This is a genomic window from Pantoea sp. Ft-CA_14, from assembly GCF_024520875.1.
Classification (GTDB): domain Bacteria; phylum Pseudomonadota; class Gammaproteobacteria; order Enterobacterales; family Enterobacteriaceae; genus Pantoea; species Pantoea agglomerans.
The window spans coordinates 1-22,167 of the sequence record NZ_JALNPM010000002.1; the positions used below are offsets into that span (position 1 = coordinate 1).

Consider the following 22,167-nt stretch of genomic DNA (forward strand, 5'->3'; position numbering starts at 1 on the left):
CGCAGCGGCGCGAGGACCGCCAGCCCCTGAGCGGCACCAGACTGCGTTATCACCTGTCGCTTAACTGACTGGCATTAGTCACGCTGACAGCCCTTTTTGATTGGTTTTAGCCCAGCGGGCCACCTTCAATGGTTTCGCACATTCCGGCCAGCACCCGTTCACCGGTTTCGCTTTTCAGAGAGTCATACCATTCTGCCGTGATCGCCGGATCGCGCGCATGGGTGACGTCACAGCGTTTGCGCGCTTTCAGCACCAGATCTTTTACCCGTTCAACCCGTCGCGCCTGATAGCGCAGCAGTGCATCTTCAATACCCAGTGAATGAGAAGCCAGCGTCGAGGCCAGTACCACGGCATCTTCCATCGCCGCGCAGCCGCCCTGGCCGATATCGGGCGTGGTGCTGTGGGCGGCATCGCCCAGCAGGGCCACACGTCCTTTAACAAAGCGGCTGAAAGGTTCAATGTCGTGGATCTCAACCCGATTGGTGGTGTCAGGATTGATTGCCGCGATCAGCTGCTGTACCGGCTCCGCCCAGCCCTGAAAATAGCCGGTTAAGTCCGCTTTCACCGTGCTGCGATCCTGCGGCAGTCCCTTCGGCAGCGGCACATCAAAGAAGAAGTAGAATCGATTGCCGCTGACCGGCATCAGCGACACCCGCTTGCCGTCACCGACAAAGGTGGTCCACTGATCGGCGGGCGCAATCCTCTCATCTATAGTGACCAGGCCATTCCAGTTAACGTAACCGGCGTAACGTCGTTCAAGCTTCTGCTCCAGCACATACTCGCGGATCACCGAATGGGTGCCATCGGCGGCAATCAGGAAATCGCCGGTGGCCTGAGTGTTGTCGGAAAAGGTGGCAATCACGCCACTGCCGGTCTGCTCGACCTGGATCACCCGCTTACCAAACTGCACCCGTTCACGCCCGAAGGTATCAATCAGCATCGCCTGCAGTTCTGCCCGCGCCACCGGACAGGGATATTCGCCAACCTGCTGCACCAGCGGCGCCATACTGAAGCGGGTCAGGGGCGCGCCGGTGGTGCCATCGTGATAGGCCATATAGGCCATGTTCCCGCCCAGCTCACGCAGCGCGGTTTTCATGCCCAGCGCATTCAGGCATTTAACCCCGTTGGGCCAGATGGAAATCGCCGCGCCGACGGGCTTCATCTCCTTTACGGCTTCAAAGACCTCAACGTCAATTCCGGATTTCTCCAGCGCAATGGCACTACTCATGCCGCCTATACCGCCACCAATCACGATTGCTTTCATAATGCTCTCCTGTCTGCATACATCACTTCCTGCAACTTTTGTACCAGAGAGATGGTGGTAGAGAGTTTCATATAAATAACAATGTAAATCATAGGCTTAATGTATAATGGGGGGCACCTGACTCCCGCCTTCCTCTTAATCAGTTGCACTGAATTGTGGCAAACGGGCGTGCAAAAAGGGTGCGGCTATAACCGTACTGCATCATTTGTTTCATTATCGCCCGTCTGTGTCTGTGTTAATCATCAGCCAGTGGAACGCGTCGGGCACTTTTCAGCATGGTCATTCTTATTACTTTAAAAGTTATTAACTAAAATCCTCATCCGCTTCGCTAATATTCCTGACAATTAATTAAACATTTACATAACAACTGGCGCGAATATTTCCCGGAAAATAATCGCTATATTCAATAAGGGGTTAGCCTGACACAGTTAAACACACCTGTTAATAAAAAATGCAAATTCATAATCAGACACAATTGTGTCTGTTTTAGCACCGTGCGCAATCATTAGCAAAAGCGTTCAGGCCGCGTCATTACGGGCTTTTAGGATATTGCTCAGACCCGCCAGTCACGATCACGTGATATAGATCACTCCGGACACAAGGACTCTGGAAGGCGAACATGAAAATTGGAATCACGAATAACCAGTATCCGGAGCAGCGTAATATCTTAGTTAATCCGGATAACGAATATATCAATCTGAAAAAGAGCAATCTGTTCTACTTTATTAACCCGCTACGAACCCGATTGCTCAAAAAAAATAAAACCTTTGTCTTTCAGCCTGTGCCTTTTTCAGGGGCATCGCGGGCTGACATCCTGCATCTGTTCAATGAAGTGGCGATAACCCCTCAGAAGTGGGTCGCGTCGTTTGAAACGGAGCTGCCGCGTGTGCTGCCGGTGGCGGGCGTCGCCAAGCAGGACAACCCCGAGCTGAAACGCCTCATTCCTTATCTGTTAAAAGATAACTGCCTGGGGTTGATTGCCATCTCAGATGCCACCCTGAACATTCAGATGAAACTGTTCAGGCCGGATATTGCCCAGCAAATCCGCCGTAAAACCCTGGTGCTGCATCCGCCGCAGAAGCTGTTTATCCAGCAGAAAACGCCGCGTCAGCCCGGTATTCTGAAACTGACCTTTGCCGGTAACGAGTTCTACCGCAAAGGCGGGGCTGAAGTCGTGCTGGCGATCAGTGAGCTGATTGAAGAGCGCAAACTGGAAGAGTCGCAGCTGGATGTGCAGCTGATTGGCGATCTCGCCAAGCGTCGTAACGTGGCGCACCGCCAGTTCCAGGATGATGAGACCTTCTATAGTGGCATTGAGAACCGCATCAAACGCTATCGCTGCTTCACGCATCATTCACAGATGGATAACGGCGCCCTGATGCAGCTGTTCCGCCAGAGCGATGCCGGACTGCTACCAACCTGGCAGGAGACGTACGGTTTCTCGGTACTGGAGATGCAGGCTAACGGCTGCCCGGTGATCACCAGCAACGTGCGCGCGTTGCCAGAGATTAATCCTGCCAGCGCAGGCTGGGTGATTGCGAGTCCGCTTAACGCTGACCGTGAATACAGTATTACCTCGCCAGAGCAGAAAACGCAGCTACGCCAGTCGCTGGTGGAGGGGCTGAAATCGATACTGCTCGCCATTATCGACCGTCCTGAGATGCTGCAGGAGAAAGGTGAGGCGGCGATTCTGCGCATCAAAGATCAGCATGACACCCAGCGTTACATTGCCCGGCTCAACGATATCTACAGCCGTGGCGTGATTAATGTCACTCAACATCCCCCTGTAGTCTCAATTTGATTAGATTTCTCTGACGGGGCGCGCCAGACTGGCCATACTTAGTGCAGCGTCCCTCTGGAGAACTCTTATGAAAATGATCATCAGCCTGCTGCTGTCCGGATTACTGGGCAGCAGCGCCTTCGCTCAGCCCGCACCGCTTTTTCCGGCCCGCGCGCCCCTGGCACAGCTGACGCCCGTCGCTGCCCGCTGCGATGTCTCCGCCTGTCAGACCAACTGCTACACAGAACAATCGCACTGCAACACCCGGGAAAACGGTGGCTGCAGTTCTCAGGCTCAGATGTGCGTGCAGGCCTGTGCCGACCAGTGTAAATAATTTAATTCAGTGAAGAATCCCTTAGTTGCCAATGAAAAAGTCTTTGTTTTATCTCGCGTTATTCTCTCTTTCTGCCAGCTGTGTCGCCGCCGATCTCTCTTCACAGCAGGTTACTTCTCTGGTTAAAGCCGCGATCGAACCGCTGATGGAGCAGCAGGAGATCCCCGGCATGTCGGTGGCGGTGCTTTACAAAGGCCGGGCGCAGTTTGTGAACTTCGGCGTGGCCGATCTCGAATCACGCCGCCGGGTCACGGAAAACACGCTGTTTGAGCTGGGTTCAGTTAGCAAAACCTTTACCGGTACCCTGGCCGGCGTCATGATCCGCAACGGCGAAATACGCCTTAACGATCCGGTGCAAAAGTACTGGCCGCAGCTGACCGGTGAGCAGTGGCGTCCGGTGCGGATGCTGCATCTGGCGACCTATACCGCGGGCGGCCTGCCTTTACAGTTGCCGGATGACGTCACCGATCAGGCTTCGCTGCTGCGTTTCTATCAGGAATGGCAGCCAGAAGCAGCGCCCGGCACGCTCCGGCAGTACTCTAACGCCAGCATCGGTCTGTTTGGTTCGCTGATGGTGAAGGGGGATTATGAGCAGGCGATGGCGCGAAATGTGTTTCAGCCACTGCGTCTGACGCGCACCTATATCACCGTGCCGCCCTCGATGATGCTGGACTACGCCTGGGGCTATAAAAATGGCCAGCCGGTACGGGTCTCACCTGGCATGCTGGATGCAGAAGCCTACGGCGTTAAATCCACCGCGCGTGACATGCTCACCTTTATGCAGGCGAATGTGGATCCTAACCGCCTCTCCTCAGGAAATGCCGTGCTGCGTAATGCCATTCGCACCGCGCAGGCGCGCTACTTCAAAGTCGGCACCTTGTTTCAGGGACTGGGCTGGGAGATCTACGACTGGCCGGTGACTGCCGATACGCTGATGGGCGACAGCGATAATGGAGTTGCGCTGCAACCCCGCCCGGCAACACTGCTCAATCCGGTCGGGCCGTCGCAGAGCGCCAGCTGGGTGCATAAAACCGGTGCAACCAATGGTTTTGGTGCCTATATCGCCTTTATTCCTGAGAGGAACAGCGGCGTCGTGATACTCGCCAACAAGAATTACCCTAATCCGCTGCGTATAAAGGCGGCGTGGCAGATTCTGCAGGCGTTACAGCAGGAGAAGCCTGAGTAACAGGCATCACGCTTGCTCAGCGACGGGGTAAAGCTGGCACCGCCTGTTCATTTGCGCTAAAATAAAAATCAAATGAACAGGAGGCTGCTATGTCTATCGCCATCTACACACCCGCTCAGCATCGTCGCGACAATTCGCTGCTGCATGCCCTGAATCTGCCGGAAACACTGCCTGATGCGCACCAGCGTATTGCGGTAGGGTTCAGCAGCGGCGTGCTGAAACGCACGGCGTCGTTGTCCACCTTTGACGAGGGCTGGCTGTGCCGTCTGGCGGGCATTGATCGCACCACCTACAACCGCAAAGTCAAAGATCCGCAGCAGACCTTTTCGCCCGATCAGAGCGGACGGATCTACATGCTGATCCGCGTCCTCTCTGCCGCCAGTAAACTGTTCCGCGACGACAGGCAGCGTCTGGTGCAGTGGCTGGAAACGCCCGCCAAAGCGCTGGGCGGTAAGAAACCGGCGGAGATGACCACCACGGTGGCGGGTGCAGAAGCGGTGATTAACCTGATTGGCCAGCTTGAACATGGCGTGATTACCTGATGGCGGTACGTTTCTTTCGCCTGGTGAAGAGTGAGTATGCGATAACCGCCTTTGATGGTTTTGGTGCCCGCACTTACGGGGGGCGCTGGAATTCCGTGGGAACGGTCTGTGTCTATATGGGATCAAGCCGGGCGCTCTGTGTACTTGAGGCGCTGGTTCATCTCACCATTCAGGATCTGTCACACGACTACTCAATGCTGTCGATTAGCGTCCCTGAATCGCTGATTACCGAGCTCTCGCTGGCGGCACTCCCCGATGACTGGCAGGCCGATCCTGCGCCATCGTCCACGCGGCAAATTGGTGACGACTGGCTTGCCAGCCCGGATAACGGCCTGGTGCTGAAGGTGCCGAGCACGCTGACCGGTGAGTGGAATGCACTGTTCAATCCCCGTCATCCGGCAGCGGCTGGCATCATCAGTAAGGTGGTGGTAGAGCCATTTTTCTTCGATCCGCGTTTCAGGCTGCAATAGGGCGCCGGATTCGCCACTTTTCTCACCGCAACATCTCACATCACGCAGGCGCCTGCGATTCCGATAGCGCCTGCGCCGCGCAGATCAGCGCCAGATGACTCAGCCCCTGTGGCATATTGCCGCGCCAGCTCTGGCTGCGGACGTCATACATCTCATTGAAGATATCGACATTACCGTGGCCGTTCAGCGTAGCCAGGATCTCCTGCATCGCCTGTTCTGCCTCATCCGCCTCACCCATCTCTGCCCAGGCTTCCACCAGCCAGAAGGCGCAGGCGAGAAAGGTACTTTCTTCTTCTCTGACCCTGCTGTAGCGATAGAGCATGGCGCTGCCGTCACCCAGTTTTTGCCGGATAGCACGGTAAGTCGAGAGCATCCGCTGCGGATTGACCGCGTTGCCGTAGCTGTGAACCAGCGCCAGCGACGCGTCGAGGCGATCGTCACTGCCGGCGTAAAAGAGATAAGCCTGCTGTTGCTCTGACCAGCAGTGCGACTCAATCCAGTCGCGGATACGGTCACGTTCCCGCTGCCAGCGTCCCAGCCAGGTCGGTTCGATATGCTGGCTTTCTGCCAGCGCCACCGCCCGATCCAGCGCCATCCAGCAGGCCATTTTGGAGTGGGTGTAGTGTTGCAACTCCGGCAGCTCCCAGATGCCGCAATCCTTCTGCCGCCAGTGATCGGCGCAGCAGTTCGCCAGCTCGCCCAGCATGCGCGAGGTGGTGATATCCAGCACGTGTCCCGCCTCGATAAAATGCTGGGCTGTCACCAGCATGTCGCCATACATACTGAGCTGCAGCTGGTCGCGGGCATTATTGCCGACCCGCACCGGCTGAGAGTTCTGATAGCCGCTCAGCGGCGGATAACGTTCAGCGGGGACCTCATCACCATTCAGGGCATAGCAGGCGCGCAGCCTGACGCCATGGCGCATGATGGTCTGCGACAGCCAGGAAAAGGCCGCCTTACAATCTTCCAGCGCCCCGAGATAGACGAAGGCTTTAATAATCAGGCAGGCGTCGCGCACCCAGGCGTAGCGGTAATCATAATTTTTTTCGCCGCCGATCCCCTCCGGCAGGGAGGTGGTGGCAGCAGCAGCCAGTGCGCCGGTCGGGGAGTACCAGAGAAACTTCAGCGACAGGGCTGAGCGCTTCACCAGCGTCGGGTAGCGGCCCTCATAACTCAGGCTCTCCACCCAGCTGGTCCAGCCGGTGTGGCTGGTTTCAATCCGCTGATCGATAGCCTCCAGCGGCGGCACCGCCAGCGGCTCTTTCTCGGTCACCAGCAGCGCGCAGAGCGAGCGGGAACCGGCATAGGTACGCAGCGTGGCGCAGACCTGCTCATCATCCAGCTCTGTGATCTGAATATCTTCGCTGGTGCGCAACATCGCCATGATCTCCGCGATGTGAAACACCTTGCCTTTCTCATTGTCGGCCACCCACGGTGAACAGGTTTCGGCGGCGGTGCCGAAGCGCAGGGTGATCGCTAATTCCACTTCACCGCTGACACCCTCTATGCGGCGAGCCAGTTCGCACCAGGGCAGACGGCCCGCCAGCGTGCTGTTAATCGATTCGGTCAGCAGCACGGTACCGTCACGGGTTTCGAAGCGGGTCTCCAGCACATTGCTGTTATCGCGGTAGCGGCGTGAGACCTGATAAGGCGCACGCGGGACAATCTGGAAGTAGCCACCGAGTCCGGCATCAAGCAGGCGATCAAACAGGGGCTTTGCGTCGAGATTGGGCGCACACCACCAGTCAATTGAACCGTCCGGCGCAATCAGCGCGACTGAACGGCCTTCACCAATGGCGGCATAGTCACCCAGGCCCGCAAAGCCCTCTTTTCTGACCGGCGAATGAAAGATCGGGTTTTCCATAATCTGCTTCCTTATATCACGGTGGCGAGGTTTCTTAAGCGGGGCAAAAGCGGGACAAAAAAATGGCCGCATTATGCGGCCACCTGAGTGAGATTACAGCGTACCGGTGCCGCCATCAGAACACCAGACCTGCCCGGAGGAGTAACTGCTCTCGGTTGAGGCCAGGGTAACGTAGAGTGGGGCGATCTCAACCGGCTGGCCCGGACGGCCCATCGGTGTATCGGCACCAAACTGCTTCACTTTCTCCATCGGCTGTCCGCCGCTGGATTGCAGCACGGTCCAGTACGGCCCTGGTGCAACGGCATTAACCCGGATACCGTCGCCACCCAGCTGCTTCGCCAGGGATTTGGTAAAGGCGACGATGGCCGCTTTGGTCTGCGCATAGTCGAGCAGAATATCGCTGGGTTTAAACGCCTGTACGGACGAGGTGTTAATAATGGACGCACCGCGTGGCAGATATTCCAGCGCCGCTTTGGTGATCCAGAACATCGCATAAACGTTGGTTTTAAACGTCGCGTCAAAATCTTCCGTACTCAGGGTTCGGATGGACTCATTAAATTGCTGACGCCCGGCGTTATTAACCAGAATATCCAGGCCACCTAATTTATCGGCTGCCTCTTTGACCAGCTGCTGACAGAATTCTTCAGAACGAATGTCACCCGGAATAGCAAAAACTTTACGGCCTTCCGCTTCGATTAATTTAATCACTTCATCGGCGTCGGGCTGTTCTTCCGGCAGGTAGTTAATCACCACATCTGCGCCTTCACGGGCATAAGCGATAGCCACCGCGCGGCCAATACCGGAGTCACCGCCGGTGATCAGCGCCTTGCGGCCGGTCAGTCGGCCCGTGCCGCGATAGCTGGTTTCACCGTGGTCGGGAACCGGGATCATTTTACTGGCCAGGCCTGGCGCCTGTTGTGGCTGGTCCTCAAAAGGAGGTTTAGGAAATTGATCCAGATCGAGCGTCTTGTTAGTTGGTGTAGCCATTGTATGCTCCTTGAACAGAGTTATCTGAGACATTAAGCCTGGCACAAATGTGATATTTGTCACATCTGACTGCTGATTCATTGAGCAGTTAAAACCAGAAGAACTTAATAATGCAGATAAAGCGTAGACAGAAAATCGGAACACTGTGCAGTAGCGTCCGATTATTTTTCAGTGCAGGGGCGGGATATTTAAAGCGAAGCGTAAGATCGGTTGTGGATTATTTCAGGGCGTAATTACATAGCGGAAGAAAATAAAAAAGGGCGTTTAACCGCCGCGTACCGAACCGCGCCAGACCACATCTGCCGGATATATTCTCCGCTCCTGCTGCTGTTCATTTTTTGGCATCAGCGTCTCCGGTTGCGCTTCCGTCTCCACCAGCCAGGCAATGGCATCGCGGGCGAACTGTTCCACCGGCTGTGCAAAGGTCGTGAGGTTGTAAGAGGCCCAGCCCGACTGCGCGATATTATCGTGTCCGATGATGCAGAGATCGTCCGGAATACGCAGCGCAAAGCGGTGACGCGCCTCATCCATAAAGCCGCAGGCGAGCAGGTCGGTGGCACAGTACACCGCATCAGGGCGAACTTTACGCGTCAGCAGACGCTGGGCCAGAATCTGGCCGCTTTCGTAAGAGGTGGTGCCGAACTGCTCCACCTGGACCGTGACGCCCACTTTCTGCGCGGCGGCCAGAAAATCCGCTTCGCGCTTCAGCAGACTCGGCGTTCCCGCCAGTGAATTGACAAAGGCGATGCGGCTGCATCCCGCCCGCACAAACGCGTTAACCGCCATTTCTGCGGCGGGGCGGGAGTCGAGATTGATACTGAGCGTGCCGGGCAGGAACTCGTCGCGGTTAATCAGCACCAGATGCTGACCATGTTTGTAGCAGAGCCGGGTGATGCCGCTGTCCGGCATGCCGGAGAGAATAATCGAAGCGTCGGCGCGAAAATTAATCGCCTGCTGCAGCGCGGCGGAAACGCGCGCATCGGATCGGTCAGTGTTAATCAGCATCGCCACTTTTCCCGCTTCCTGCAGATACTGGGTCATCCAGCGCACCAGGCTGGCACGGTAGGGCGTGTCCACCTCGGAGGCAATTAAGCAGACGATGCCGCTGCGGTTGCGCACCAGGCCGCGCGCCAGATGATTGACGTGATAGCCCAGTTCCTCCGCCGCTTTCATCACCCGCTGACGGGTAGCATCTGACACGCTGGCCCCCGGTGTAAAGGTGCGGGAGACTGCTGAGCGGGAGACGCCCGCCCGGTCAGCCACATCCTGCGCACTCACCACCGCCTTTAGCTGCTGCATGTTCTCTCCTCGCCTGACATTGTCTGCACTGAGTTTGCCTGAAGTTGCAAGGCTGTGCAAAAAATACAGATGGGCGAAAGGTTTCAAATTTGTGACAGCGACTGACAATTGCTTAACAACTAAATTGACACTGCAGCAGGGCCGCCGTACTAATCTGCACATATGTTTGCACACATGTGCAAAATCTGGCGCGCCTGCGTCATCCAGCCCAGGAGAACACCATGCGTTATTCCTCTCTGCTCGCTGCTGTAATCGTCTGCCCTATAGTGCCGTTTGCTGCCTCGGCGGCGGGCAATCTTAATATGATCTGCTCAGCCGATGTGGTGGTGTGCGAACAGATGACCACGCTGTTCAGCCAGTCCCATCCCGATATTAAACTCAGCATGGTGCGGCTCTCTGCCGGTGAAGCCTATGCCCGTATCCGCAGCGAGGCACGCAATCCCCGTACCGATATCTGGTGGGCCGGTACCGGCGATCCGCATATGCAGGCCGCCGAAGAGGGGCTGACCCAGGCCTATAAATCGCCACTGCTCGATCAGCAACAGCCCTGGTCACAAAAAGTGGCGGAGATCTCCGGTTATCGCACCGTGGGCGTTTATGCCGGTGCGCTGGGCTGGGGCTATAACACCAGACTGCTGGCGGAGAAAAAGCAGAAAGTGCCTGCCTGCTGGGCGGATTTACTCGACCCTGGCTTTAAAGGCGAGATTCAGATCGCCAATCCCAACTCTTCCGGCACGGCCTATAACACCCTGGCGACGCTGGTGCAGATCATGGGCGAAGACAAAGCCTTTGACTACCTGAAGAAGCTCAACGCCAACATCTCGCAATATACCAAGTCCGGCTCTGCTCCGGTCAAAGCCGCCGCGCGCGGTGAAACCACCATCGGCATTGTCTTTATGCATGATGCCGTCGCGATGGAAGTAGATGGCTTCCCGATTAAGCCCGTCGCGCCCTGTGAAGGCACTGGCTATGAAATAGGTTCGATGTCGATCATCAAAGGGGCACGAAACCTGGCCAATGCCAAAGCCTGGTATGACTGGGCGCTCAGCGCTGAAGCACAGTCGCATATGAAAGAGGCGAAATCGTTCCAGCTGCCCTCTAACCGCAAGGCGGAGATCTCTGAATATGCACCGCGCTTCGAGAACATCAGGCTGATCGATTATGACTTTAAAACCTATGGTGACTCAGCAAAACGCAAAGCGCTGCTGGGCCGCTGGGATAAAGAGATTGGTGCCAGCGCACAATAACGGTGGTGCGCCCCCGGCCATCTGAGCCGGGTCTGTGCCAGACCGCGGTGGCGTAAGCCTGATGTCCGCTTCCTGATCGAGGTGATTTATGAATGCGCACAATCGTCGCTTAACCGGCGCGCTGCTGGCGGGCGCCAGCGCGCTGACGCTGCTGCCCTGGTATAGCCTGGAGCAGGGCTTCTTCTCGGGTGACTGGCTGTTCAGCTTATGGGGCGATGAGACCAATGCGCCTGCGCTGGGGCAGCTCGCGTTACACAGCTGGCTGGGCATCGCCGTGGCGCTGTGGCTGCTCTGTGCTGGCAGCGCCTTTCTGCCCCCGGGTCGCACCCGCAGCACGCTGCTGCTGCTGTTCAGCTCCTGCGGCATTCTGTTTCTGGTGCTGGAAGGGCATGCCATCGGTTTCAGTGGCTGGAACTGGTTATGGCTGGAGAACCTCGCCGGCCCGCTGGCGCAGGGACAACCGGCGATGGGCGCGGGTGCGCTGCTGCTGCTGACCATATTTTTGCTGATTTTCGCCTTTGCCCTGGCGGAGCGCGGCGTGCTGAAAGGCGATGCCTTTGTGGTGGCATCGATTGTGCTGCTGGTGGCGCTGGTCACGACCTTTGTGCTCTATCCGGTGCTGAGTCTGTTTGTCGCCTCGGTGCAGGATATTGATGGCAGCTTCAGACCGGACGGACTGATTGCCAATATGCAGGATCCCGCCATCTGGAGCCTCGGCTGTTTTTCCGGTGGCAACTGCGGCACCGCCTGGCGCACGCTGGGACTGGCGCTGATGACGGCCAGTGGCGCTACGCTGCTGGGACTGGCGTTTGCACTGGCGGCGACGCGCACCTCGCTGCCGTGTAAAAAAGCGCTGCGGATGCTGACCATACTGCCGATTATCACGCCGCCGTTTGTCATCGGTCTGGCGCTGATCCTGCTGTTTGGCCGCTCCGGCGTGGTCACCGAATCGCTGGCGACGCTGTTCGGCATCGAGCCGGGCCGCTGGCTCTATGGCATGACCGGCATCTGGATTGCCCAGGTGCTCTCCTTTACCCCCATCGCCTTTCTGGTGCTGATTGGGGTGGTCGAGGGCGTCAGTCCGTCACTGGAAGAGGCGTCACAGACCCTGCGTGCCAGCCGCTGGCGCACTTTCTCCCGCATCTCGCTGCCGCTGATGGCGCCGGGGCTGGCCAACGCCTTCTTAATCAGCTTTATCGAAAGCATGGCCGATTTCGGTAACCCGATGGTGCTGGGCGGCAGTCACGGCGTGCTGTCGACGGAGATCTTCTTCTCCGTGGTCGGCGCACAGAACGACCCGAGTCGCGCGGCGGTGCTGGCGATGATCCTGCTGGGCTTCACCCTGGCCGCTTTTCTGGTGCAGCGCGTCTGGCTCTCCGGCAAAAGCTTCGCCACTGTCACCGGCAAAGGCGATGGCGGCCGTCATGTGATGCTGCCGCGTCCGGTGCGCTACAGCGTCTATGGCATGGTAATACCCTGGGGTCTGTTCACCCTGGTGATCTACGGCATGATCATGATTGGCGGCTTTGTGCAGTCCTGGGGGCTGAATAACAATCTGACGCTGGATCACTACATTCGCGCCTTTAGCGTCAGCGTTAATCAGGGGCAACTGGTCTGGAGCGGCGTTGCCTGGAGCTCTTTCTGGACCACGCTGGAGATCGCCCTGATCGCCGCGCCGCTTACGGCCATTGTCGGACTGCTGACCGCCTGGCTGATTGTGCGACAGAAGTTTGCCGGTCGTCAGACCTTTGAGTTCATGCTGATGCTGAGCTTTGCCATTCCCGGCACGGTGATTGGTGTGAGCTATGTGATGGCGTATAACCTGCCGCCGCTGGAGATCACCGGTACCGCGATGATCCTGATCGCCTGCTTTGTCTTCCGTAATATGCCGGTCGGCGTGCGTGGCGGTATTGCGGCGATGAGCCAGCTGGATAAAAGCCTGGATGAAGCTTCACTGACGCTGGGCGCAAACAGTTTCCGTACCCTGCGCAAAGTGGTGCTGCCGCTGCTGAAACCGGCCATCAGCGCCGCGCTGGTTTACGCCTTTGTGCGGGCCATTACCTCTATCAGCGCGGTGATTTTCCTGGTCAGCGCCCAGTACAACATGGCGACCTCGTACATTGTCGGGCTGGTGGAGAACGGTGAGTATGGCGTGGCGATTGCCTACTCCTCGGTATTGATAGTGGTGATGCTGCTGATCATTGGCCTCTTCCAGCTGCTGGTAGGCGAACGTCGCCTGCGCCGTGCAACCCAACCGGCGGTGATTATTGCCGCACCCTCTGCATCCACTCTGACTCAGGAGAGAGCCGTATGACGACCATTAACGCCGGATCGGTGGTGTTTGAACATGTCGCAAAGCGTTTTGCCGGTTTTACTGCCGTGCCGGATCTGTCGCTCACCGTAGAGCCGGGTACGCTGGTGACGCTGCTCGGGCCGTCCGGCTGCGGCAAGACCACTACGCTGCGACTGCTGGCCGGGCTGGAGCATCCCACCGCAGGGCGGATTCTGATTGGCGGCAAAGATGTCACCCATCTGCCCGCCAACGAGCGCGACGTGGCGATGGTGTTTCAGTCCTACGCGCTGTTTCCCCATATGAACGCCATCGACAATATTCTCTACGGGCTGCTTTCCTCGGGCATGAACAAACGCGAGGCGCAGGACAGGGCGCGCGAGGGGCTGAAGCTGGTGGGTCTGGAGAGTCAGGGGCAGCGGCTGCCGTCGGAGCTCTCTGGCGGACAGCAGCAGCGTATTGCGGTCGCCCGCGCGCTGGTGCTGGAACCGCAGGTGCTGCTGCTTGATGAGCCGCTGTCGAACCTTGATGAGCGTTTGCGCCGTCGGGTGCGCACCGACATCCGCGATCTGCAGCAGCGGCTCGGGTTTACGGCGGTTTATGTGACCCATGACCAGGAGGAGGCGCTGGCGGTCTCCGATAAGATTATTGTCATGAAAGAGGGGGATATTGCCCAGCAGGGTGCGCCGGAGACGCTTTACCATTCACCCAATTCGGTCTTTATCGCGGACTTTATGGGGGAGGCGAATATTCTGCCCTGTGAAGTGGAAGAGGCGGATGCGGATGACGCGCTGGTCCGCCTGGGTAATCAGCGCTTCCGGGTACGAGGTGCCGGTGCAAAAACCGGCAGTGCTCAGCTGGCGGTGCGACCGCAGTTTATTACGTTGTCCGGCGACGGTCAGGGGGCGCTGCAGGGGGAGGTCATTCACAGCACCTGGCTGGGTGACCATATCGAATATGAAGTCGCCACCGAACTGGGCGCGCTGTTCATTATCGATCCGCAGATGGAACAGCGTCTGCCGCTCGCCACCACAGTTGGCGTCAACTTTAAGCCGCAGGGCCTTGCCCTGATTGCCCGTTAATCTGACTAACTCAAGGAGTTCGCATGGAATCGCATGATGAAATAATGGCGCGTCTGGCTTTAGCGGAAGCCGTTGCCCGTGAAGGTGGCGCGACGGCGTTATCTTACTTCAACCGTCGCGAGACGCTGGTGGTGGAGACCAAGTACGATTTGCAGGATGTGGTGTCGATTGCCGACCGTGAAGTGGAGCAGCTGATCGCCAGCCGTATACGGGATGCGTTTCCCGATGATGGCTTTCTGGGTGAGGAGTCGGGACTGCAGGCGGGAGAGTCTGACTACACCTGGGTGGTTGATCCGATCGATGGCACCAGCCCATTTCTCAATGGGATGCCGAGCTGGTGTGTTTCCGTCGCGGTACTGCGCGGCGATGTGCCGGTCATCGGGGTGATTTTCGCGCCGACCTATCAGGAGTGCTACGTGGCGGCACTGGGGCAGGGTGCCACGCTCAACGGTCATCGTCTGCAGGTCGATCCCACACGCACGCTGCAAAACCACGTTACCGGTTTTGGTGCCAACAGCTATGTCAGCCCGCAGCAGGTAGGTGAGATTGTGGCAGCGCTGCTGTCGGCGGGCGGTAACTTTATCCGCATTGGTTCCGGCGCACTGATGCTGGCCTGGGTTGCCGCCGGTCGGGTCGTGGGTTACTACGAACCCTATATGCACGCCTGGGATTGCCTGGCGGGTTACTGCCTGGTGAAAGAGGCGGGCGGCTGGTACCACCCGTTTAACACCGAAGGCGATCGCATCACTAAAGGCGCGCAGGTTCTGGCCGTGGCACCGGGTGCCGAAGCAGATCTGCGGCGCATTGCCGGTTTATAATTATGTGACCCTGTCACGCTGATTGCGCTGCGGTCAGCGTGATGCCTCAGGCCGTAGCGTTTTGGTCAGATAGTGACGCTGCATACCGGTTTGCGGAAAATCGGGCAGGGACATCTGCGGCTGATAACCCTGTTTCTGATAAAACGGCAGGGCCTGAAAACTAAAGGTATCCACCAGCGCATAGAGACATCCCATCTTTCCCGCCTCCTGCTCTGCGGCTTCCAGCAGTGCGCTGCCCAGACCACTGCCACGGAGCGTTTCGTCCACCCAGAGATAATCGATGCAGAGCCAGTTTCCTTTGCGTGCGGCGATCACTCCCCCGCGCAACATTCCCTGTTCGTCCCTGTGAGAAACCGACAGCGGTCCCCAGTTATCGCGGCTGATAAATTGCCGGTTGTAAGCCCCCAGTCCTGCCAGCAACTCTTCCCGATCGTCGTCGTTGACCTGATGGGTAAGGGTAAATGTGCTCATCCTCGTCCTCTTTTATTCGTGGTTTCGGCTTATCCCCTGCAAAGGATAATTGTGCGATTATCCGCTATAGGGTATAAAGTAATTATTATCCCCTTCAGGGGGTAAAAGCTGTTTTATACCCTGTCGGGGATAATGCCCCTGCGCTATGCTTACAGCCTGTGATCCAGAAGGAGCCACCCCATGATATACAGCCCGCTACAGCTGGCAAACCGGCTAAAGCTCATTCGTCAGCGTAATGGCTGGACCCAGAGTGAGCTGGCGAAAAAGGTCGGCCTGAAACAGGCCACCATCTCTCACTTTGAAAATGCCCCTGACAGTACCTCGCTGGCAACGCTGTTTAAGCTGTTACAGTCGCTGGAGCTGAGTCTGGAAGTTCAGGAGAAAGAGGAGGCCGGTGCGCCTCAGCTGCATGATGAGGATGAGTGGTAATGCAAAGGCTGATTGCGTGGATGAACGGCGAGCGGGTAGGCGTACTCACCCGGCAGCGAAACGGCGCTCATGAGTTTCAGTATGATACCGGCTGGCTGAGTAATCCGCTCTCCAGGCCGCTGTCACTTTCGATGCCGTTGCAGGTAAAGGCTCTCACCTCACACGCCGTGATTAACTTCTTCGATAACCTGCTGCCGGATAGCCCATTGATTCGCGACAGAATCGTGGCGCGTTACCAGATTAAATCCCGTCAGCCGTTTGATCTGTTGCAGGAAGTGGGACGTGACAGCGTCGGGGCGACTATGCTGCTGCCGCCCGATATGCCACTGCCCGCACTGCAGGCCCGCTATGAAGTGCTGGATGAAACCCGGCTCGAAAGCGTGCTGTCGGCCTATCAGTCAGATATCCCGCTGGGGATGCTGCGTGAAGAGACCGATTTCCGTATCTCGGTCGCGGGGGCGCAGGAGAAAACCGCACTGCTGCTGACCGATGAAGGCTGGAGCATTCCTGCCGGTGCCACGCCCACCTCGCACATCATTAAGCTGCCGATCGGAGAGATTAAACAGCCGGCCGCGACGCTGGATATGCGTGAAAGTGTGGAGAATGAGTATCTCTGTCTGGCGCTGGCCCGTGCACTGGGTATCGACGTGCCGCAGGCAACGATTATTCGTGCCGGACAGATGCGCGCCCTGGCGGTAGAACGTTTCGACCGCCGCTGGTCACGCGATAAAACCCGGTTGATTCGCCTGCCGCAGGAGGATTTCTGTCAGGCGCTGGGACTGCCATCTTCAACCAAATATGAGTCGGATGGCGGGCCAGGCATTGCGGAGATCATGCAGATACTGATGGGATCGAGCAACGCCATCGAAGATCGCTATCGCTTTATGATGTTCCAGGTGTTTCAGTGGCTGATTGGCGCAACCGACGGTCACGCCAAGAACTTCTCACTGTTTATTGAGCGCGGCGGCAGTTATCGACTGACTCCCTTTTATGATGTGATCTCCGCTTATCCGGTACTGGGCGGCACCGGTCTGAACAAGCGAGCGCTGAAACTGGCGATGGGTCTGCGTGCCACTAAGGGGAAGAAGACAGAGATCGACAAAATCTTCCCACGCCATTTTATCGCCACGGCAAAAAGCGTCAGTTTTGATCGTGACAGTTTGCAGCAGATCTTCGACTTCTTTATTAAGGCCTTTCCCCAGGCAGTGGTCTCGGTGCGCGATGCCTTGCCGCCCGATTTCCCGCAGCACATCGCCGACGCCATCTTCAGTCATTCACTGATTATGCTGGAGCGGCTGCGGCACAAAGAGTGATGGCGCTTATGAGCTGGCAATATCCTGAAAAACCTCTCCTCCTGTGTATGGCTAAAAGCCTGTCGGCTATGCTTATCTGACAGGCTTAACAGGAGAGTCATGGTATGAAGTGTCCGGGATGTGAAGGAGAGGCGTTTGTGTACGCCACGCGCGACGTCAGTCTTAATACGGGTAATCCGGAGGACGTTGTGCCAGATGTGAAGGGCGATCACTGCATCCGCTGTGGAGCGGTGATTATGAATGCCGGAACGTCGGAGTTATATCCCGAAAAGGCTGAAGCGCTGGAGAATGCAGGCGTGCCCATCAAATAACACAGAGAGCCCGTTTAGCGCGGGCTTCTTTGTCTCTGTTACAGGTGAATGTCCCTCTTTTGATAACACGCAACGAGTAAGTTGTGTGATTGTGGCACCCTACAGGTTAAACCTCAGGTTTACCCTGGGAATGGAAATCAAACCCCGTCAATCTGGCCACTGGAGTGCGTTATGGATGCCAATCGCTATGCCCTGGAAACAATCCCGTCACCGCCGGCATTTCCCGGTGCTGCCAGCCCTGTGATGTCTGATGAAACACTGCATCGCCGTCTGGCCGCCATTATTGAGCGGATGCAGCAGCAGCAGATTGCGCAACTGATTATCTATGCCGACAAAGAGCACGGCAGCAATTTTGAATATCTGGCGGGATTCATTCCGCGCTTCGAGGAGGCGCTGCTGGTGGTGACTCAGCAGGGCGAGCTCACCTATATCATGGGTAATGAGAACCTCAAGCTGGTACCGTTTGCCCGCAATCCGGGACGCTGTCTGCATGCGGCGGTCTTTTCTCTGCCCAACCAGCCTATGCGCGGGGAGCAGCCCCTGGATCAGCTGTTAACAGAGGCAGGGATAGTGGCGGGAGAACGCACCGGGCTGGTGGGCTGGAAGTTATTTACCGGCAGGCAGCAAGGGATGTTTGATCTGCCGCAGTTCATCTATGCCGCGGCGGCGCAGGCAGCGGGCGGCGATGCACAACTGGTAAACGCCACCGGATTGTTTATCTCGCCTGACAACGGTGCACGCTGCGTTAACGGCGCCGATGAAGTGGCGTTTTATGAGGCGGGGGCCAATCTTGCTTCAACCGCGATGCTGGCTGCGCTGGATAGCGTAGCGCCGGGCGTCACAGAGAAGGCGTTAGGCGCACGTCTGAACGCAGAAGGGCAGCCAAACACGGTAGTGACGATTGCCGCGACCGGCGATCGTTTTGCCCAGGCCCGGCTCTATCCGTCTGATAAACGGATTGCGACAGGCGACAAGCTTTCTCTTACCACCGGCTACAAAGGCGGGCTGACCAGCCGCTCGGCTTACGTGGTCAGTGAAGTCTCTGAGTTACAGTGTAACGTCTCCGACTGGCTGATCCGGCTGGCGATCCCCTATTATCATGCGGTGGTCAGCTGGCTGGAGCAGCTGCGGATCGGGATCACCGGCGGCGAACTCTATTCGCTTATCGAAACGGTGCTGCCGAAAGCGCAGTATGGCTGGCATCTTAATCCGGGGCATCTGGTGGCTGACGAAGAGTGGCTAAGCTCGCCCATCTATCCCGATTCAGCCGTGACACTGAAAAGCGGTATGCTGCTGCAGATTGATATTATCCCGTCGGTGCCGGGTTATGGCGGCTGCAGTATAGAGGATACGGTCGGACTGGCGGACGCGGCATTGCGTGATGAGCTGGCGCGTCGTTTTCCCGATCTCTGGCAACGAATGACTCAGCGCAAAGCGTATCTGACAGACGTGCTGAAGATTGAGCTTGCCGAAGAGGTGATTTTGCTCTCGAACACGGTAGGCTATCTGCGCCCTTTTTTACTGGATAAGCGCCGTGCACTGGTGCGCCAGCAGGGGCTTAACCGGCCTGATGCGGCCGGTAATAATTTGTAAAATTTAACTGAGAGTAAAACGCAGGCGCATCTGTCAGGATACGCGCCTCAGAAAGTTCCTGGTTGCTCTCATTCGATGAAATGGTTTACCAAAAACGCGGTTTTGTTTGCCTGCAAAACCTCCTTTGCCGCGTTTATCGCACTCTCTGTGGCGCTCGTTCTTAACTTCGAAAAACCCGCCTGGGCGCTGACCACGGTGTTTGTCACCTCGCAACTCTATGCAGCATCGACCGTCTCGAAATCGCTGTTTCGCCTGCTGGGCACGCTGCTGGGCGGCATCTTTATTCTGCTGATCTACCCCGAAACGGTGCAGTCGCCAGTGTTGTTCAGCCTGTGCGTATCGCTATGGGTAACGGTTTGCCTCTGGCTCTCTCTGCATGACCGCACGCCGAAGAGCTATATCTTTATGCTGGCCGGCTACAGCGCAGCGATTATGGGATTTCCAGACGTTGAGTCACCGTTGGCAATCATCAACACCGTAGTTTCACGTATTGAGGAGATTACGCTGGGCATCCTTTGCAGCACGCTGGTTCACCGGCTGGTGTTTCCGGTTTCGATGCATCATCTGCTGGGGCAGAGCGTTAATCTCTGGTTTCAGAACGCGCGCAAACTCTGTGATGAACTGATCAGCGGAATGGCAAAGAACAAATCGCTGGAGCGCGAAGATATCCTGATTCAGATGGCGGGTTATCCGTTGAATGTTGAAACGCTGCTGACCCACTGCGTCTATGAGGGCGAAGCGGCGCGTAATGTCATCCGTCTGGTCAGCGTACAGTATCAGCATCTAACTTATCTGCTGCCGACACTGACGGCGATTGAATCACGGCTGGGTGTGCTGGCCGAACTGAATATTCGTTTTCCGCCGTGCGTCACCGACGTGTTTCAGCAGTTCCTGTTGTGGCTGCATCACGATCGGATTAACGATATTGCCGGACTGCGTGAAGCGATTGCTGCCAGTCAGGCAACCCTGGAGCACGAATGGCGGGCCGGGCTGCTGGCAACCGAAGAGAGCCTGCTGCTGATTGGTCTGCTTGAGCGGCTGGCTAACTTTGTGCGCATTGCCGATGCTTATGAGAATGTCAGTGCGCGCGCAGGGGATCTCTACAGCCACGGGGATGGGGCGGCGATCCGCAATATCCGGGAACACCGGCATATCGATAAGGGACTGTTACGGCTGTCCGCGCTGACGGCATTTCTGGCGACCTTCCTCTCCAGCCTGTTCTGGATCGGCAGCGGCTGGGCCGATGGGGCGAATGCACCTCTAATGGCGGCGATTATCAGTTCATTTTTTGCTGGTGTCGATTCCCCGGTAACGCCGATGAAGCTGTTCGTAAAAGGGGTGATGATTGCGCTGGTGGTCAGCCTGTTCTACATCGCTTTTCTGATCCCGCAGGCCAATACCTTACAGGCGCTGATGATCATACTGCTGCCCGGTCTGATGCTGCTGAGCTTGGTGATTGCCAATCCGGCGACCAATCTGGTAGGGCTGAGTGTCGCCATCCAGATCCCCGGTTTTATCGGCTTAAGCCATCACTATGTCCCGAATCTGATCGTCACGCTGAATGCGGCCATCTCCTCGATGGTGGGGATTATGTTTGCGGTGGTGCTGACGGCGTTGATCCGCAACAAACGGCCGTCATGGATAGCCAGAAGAGCGGTGCAACGAGGGCTGCGCGATCTGTTAGGGTTTATTAAAATGGTGGAGCGCAATTCGGCCACGCTACTGTCACGGCAGCAATTTATTGCGCGGATGCTCGACCGGGTGAATATCATTCTGCCGCGTAAAAGGCTCGATCCGGTGCCGGATATCGTGGTGGGGGGGTATCTGATTACTGAAACCTGGCTGGGCGCCAACTGTTATGACTTCTACGCACGTTATCGTGAGGTGCTGGAGAGTCATCAGATTGATAGTGGTCAGATGTTTCACGAGCTGGCGCTATACCTGAAGCGCAAGATGAAGTCGCTGCAGTTAGCGCCACATCAGGATCTGCTGGAAGAACTGGATCTGTTGCTGCTAAAACTGGAGCCGATCGCCCGAGAGGAGAGTGTGGCTGTTGCGCCCTTAATCCATCTGTTTAATATTCGGGTATCACTGTTTCCACATCAGCGCTGGCCAGATTAACCCGGTATAACAAGGCTGGCTGGTGGGGCTAAGAGAGCGCTTGCCGGGACCAGAGCGGACAATCTTATTTTAGTTACATCATACATTAGATCTTAATTAAATTGAGAATCAGGCAGCGTGCCCATTTATTTGTCTTGCAGGAAAATAAGGTCAGCAGAGTGGAAAGGTTGGTTTGTAAAAATGGCCAGCAATGGCCTGAGCGTGAAGCGCAGGCATTATACCGCTTTTAAATCAGACTGTTGCATTCAATTCTCTAGCCAGGCACGCCTGGTTAATACTGGTCATAAGCGCGTCCTGCTGCGCCAGAAGCCTGCAATAAGAGCAGGGCGCGCGCATCCCAATGCAGGAAACGTTCAGCGGTAATAGCTCAGCGGCTTTCCTGCGGCTGAAGCTGATAAATCCACGCACTGTATTGCCTATTATCCTCGGCAGAAACGCGAACCTCGACGCGATCGTAGCCATCTTCAAACGCATCCAGCATCGGCCAGTGGGCGTCCAGCTGGTCGGAGAGAAACAGATAACCCGGCACGTCGGGCCCATGCTCATCCAGAACGATGCCCGGAAAATCAGCCGCTGCGCCCCAGCCGCGCTGATAGAAGGTACCGTTCACCGAACCGGCCAGCCATTCTCCGCCAATATTTTCCAGGATATGGGCATTCTCGCGGCCCGGACAGAGCGTGCCATAGACAAATAAGCGCTTCATTTTTTCTCGTCGTTGAAACAGTGGAAGCCAGCAACTCTAGCGCGGCTAAAATGGATTGTCTTG

Annotated in this window: 20 protein-coding genes; 14 read left to right on the plus strand and 6 right to left on the minus strand. The window is 56.9% G+C overall.

All coding sequences use genetic code 11. From position 1 onward, the window contains the following. Positions 1–106: 106 nt before the first annotated feature. A complete protein-coding gene (gene hpxO, locus NR195_RS03190) occupies positions 107–1,264 on the minus strand; it encodes an FAD-dependent urate hydroxylase HpxO (protein WP_163637036.1) in 1,158 nt (385 codons plus the stop codon). Between the two features lie 619 nt (positions 1,265–1,883). Here hpxO and NR195_RS03195 point away from each other — a divergent pair. The 5 genes from NR195_RS03195 to NR195_RS03215 all read left to right on the plus strand — a co-directional run bounded on the left by NR195_RS03195 (position 1,884) and on the right by NR195_RS03215 (position 5,576). After that, positions 1,884–3,065 (plus strand): glycosyltransferase family 4 protein, encoded by a 1,182-nt coding sequence (locus NR195_RS03195; protein ID WP_010670168.1) that lies wholly within the window; start codon positions 1,884–1,886, stop codon positions 3,063–3,065. A 67-nt stretch (positions 3,066–3,132) separates the two neighbouring features. Beyond that, positions 3,133–3,378, plus strand: coding sequence for a hypothetical protein (locus tag NR195_RS03200; RefSeq protein WP_010670167.1), 246 nt, complete (start codon positions 3,133–3,135; stop codon positions 3,376–3,378). 31 nt (positions 3,379–3,409) lie between these two features. Further along, the gene (ampC, locus tag NR195_RS03205) at positions 3,410–4,564 is read left to right on the plus strand and encodes a class C beta-lactamase (RefSeq protein WP_052271938.1); all 1,155 of its coding nucleotides are present in this window, start codon (positions 3,410–3,412) and stop codon (positions 4,562–4,564) included. Between the two features lie 89 nt (positions 4,565–4,653). After that, a complete protein-coding gene (locus NR195_RS03210) occupies positions 4,654–5,106 on the plus strand; it encodes an antitoxin Xre/MbcA/ParS toxin-binding domain-containing protein (RefSeq protein WP_010244850.1) in 453 nt (150 codons plus the stop codon). Beyond that, complete coding sequence (locus NR195_RS03215; RefSeq protein WP_033757682.1) at positions 5,106–5,576, plus strand: RES family NAD+ phosphorylase; 471 nt, start codon at positions 5,106–5,108, stop codon at positions 5,574–5,576. Before NR195_RS03210 ends, NR195_RS03215 begins: the two co-directional genes overlap by 1 nt. Positions 5,577–5,616: 40 nt before the next feature. Here NR195_RS03215 and NR195_RS03220 read toward each other — a convergent pair whose 3' ends face one another. The 3 genes from NR195_RS03220 to NR195_RS03230 form a co-directional block, all read right to left on the minus strand. After that, on the minus strand, positions 5,617–7,440 hold the full coding sequence (locus NR195_RS03220; protein ID WP_256844110.1) for a glycoside hydrolase family 15 protein: 1,824 nt from the start codon (positions 7,438–7,440) through the stop codon (positions 5,617–5,619). Between the two features lie 93 nt (positions 7,441–7,533). Beyond that, on the minus strand, positions 7,534–8,427 hold the full coding sequence (locus NR195_RS03225) for an SDR family oxidoreductase (protein WP_010244858.1): 894 nt from the start codon (positions 8,425–8,427) through the stop codon (positions 7,534–7,536). A 264-nt stretch (positions 8,428–8,691) separates the two neighbouring features. Further along, positions 8,692–9,726 carry a LacI family DNA-binding transcriptional regulator gene (locus tag NR195_RS03230; RefSeq protein ID WP_256844111.1) on the minus strand — a complete coding sequence of 345 codons (1,035 nt, stop codon included), beginning with the start codon at positions 9,724–9,726 and terminating at the stop codon, positions 8,692–8,694. A 221-nt stretch (positions 9,727–9,947) separates the two neighbouring features. Between NR195_RS03230 and NR195_RS03235 the strand changes: the two genes are divergently transcribed. The 4 genes from NR195_RS03235 (at position 9,948) to NR195_RS03250 (ending at position 15,163) form a co-directional block, all read left to right on the plus strand. Beyond that, positions 9,948–10,973, plus strand: coding sequence for an ABC transporter substrate-binding protein (locus tag NR195_RS03235; protein ID WP_033757674.1), 1,026 nt, complete (start codon positions 9,948–9,950; stop codon positions 10,971–10,973). An 88-nt stretch (positions 10,974–11,061) separates the two neighbouring features. Next, positions 11,062–13,287 carry an iron ABC transporter permease gene (locus NR195_RS03240; protein ID WP_256844112.1) on the plus strand — a complete coding sequence of 742 codons (2,226 nt, stop codon included), beginning with the start codon at positions 11,062–11,064 and terminating at the stop codon, positions 13,285–13,287. Further along, positions 13,284–14,345 (plus strand): ABC transporter ATP-binding protein, encoded by a 1,062-nt coding sequence (locus NR195_RS03245; protein ID WP_033757668.1) that lies wholly within the window; start codon positions 13,284–13,286, stop codon positions 14,343–14,345. The genes NR195_RS03240 and NR195_RS03245 overlap by 4 nt, the downstream gene beginning before the upstream one ends. Positions 14,346–14,368: 23 nt before the next feature. Next, entirely contained in the window at positions 14,369–15,163 is a 795-nt protein-coding gene (locus NR195_RS03250; RefSeq protein WP_033757665.1) for an inositol monophosphatase family protein, read from the plus strand. 33 nt (positions 15,164–15,196) lie between these two features. Here the strand turns inward: NR195_RS03250 and NR195_RS03255 are convergent, their stop codons facing one another. After that, on the minus strand, positions 15,197–15,634 hold the full coding sequence (locus tag NR195_RS03255; RefSeq protein ID WP_256844113.1) for a GNAT family N-acetyltransferase: 438 nt from the start codon (positions 15,632–15,634) through the stop codon (positions 15,197–15,199). A 180-nt stretch (positions 15,635–15,814) separates the two neighbouring features. Between NR195_RS03255 and hipB the strand changes: the two genes are divergently transcribed. The 5 genes from hipB (at position 15,815) to NR195_RS03280 (ending at position 21,401) form a co-directional block, all read left to right on the plus strand. After that, positions 15,815–16,063, plus strand: a complete 249-nt coding sequence (gene hipB / locus NR195_RS03260; RefSeq protein ID WP_010244879.1) for a type II toxin-antitoxin system antitoxin HipB — start codon at positions 15,815–15,817, stop codon at positions 16,061–16,063. Further along, positions 16,063–17,376, plus strand: coding sequence for a type II toxin-antitoxin system HipA family toxin (locus tag NR195_RS03265; RefSeq protein ID WP_022625645.1), 1,314 nt, complete (start codon positions 16,063–16,065; stop codon positions 17,374–17,376). Before hipB ends, NR195_RS03265 begins: the two co-directional genes overlap by 1 nt. A 104-nt stretch (positions 17,377–17,480) precedes the next feature. Next, the gene (locus tag NR195_RS03270; protein WP_010244885.1) at positions 17,481–17,687 is read left to right on the plus strand and encodes a type II toxin-antitoxin system MqsA family antitoxin; all 207 of its coding nucleotides are present in this window, start codon (positions 17,481–17,483) and stop codon (positions 17,685–17,687) included. A 171-nt stretch (positions 17,688–17,858) separates the two neighbouring features. Next, positions 17,859–19,280: a Xaa-Pro peptidase family protein gene (locus tag NR195_RS03275; RefSeq protein WP_256844114.1), complete on the plus strand. Its 1,422-nt coding sequence runs from the start codon at positions 17,859–17,861 to the stop codon at positions 19,278–19,280. A 75-nt stretch (positions 19,281–19,355) separates the two neighbouring features. Further along, the gene (locus NR195_RS03280; RefSeq protein WP_157352163.1) at positions 19,356–21,401 is read left to right on the plus strand and encodes an FUSC family protein; all 2,046 of its coding nucleotides are present in this window, start codon (positions 19,356–19,358) and stop codon (positions 21,399–21,401) included. Positions 21,402–21,768: 367 nt separating this feature from the next. Here NR195_RS03280 and NR195_RS03285 read toward each other — a convergent pair whose 3' ends face one another. Continuing rightward, on the minus strand, positions 21,769–22,104 hold the full coding sequence (locus NR195_RS03285) for a gamma-glutamylcyclotransferase family protein (RefSeq protein ID WP_022625647.1): 336 nt from the start codon (positions 22,102–22,104) through the stop codon (positions 21,769–21,771). Between the last annotated feature and the right edge of the window lie 63 nt (positions 22,105–22,167).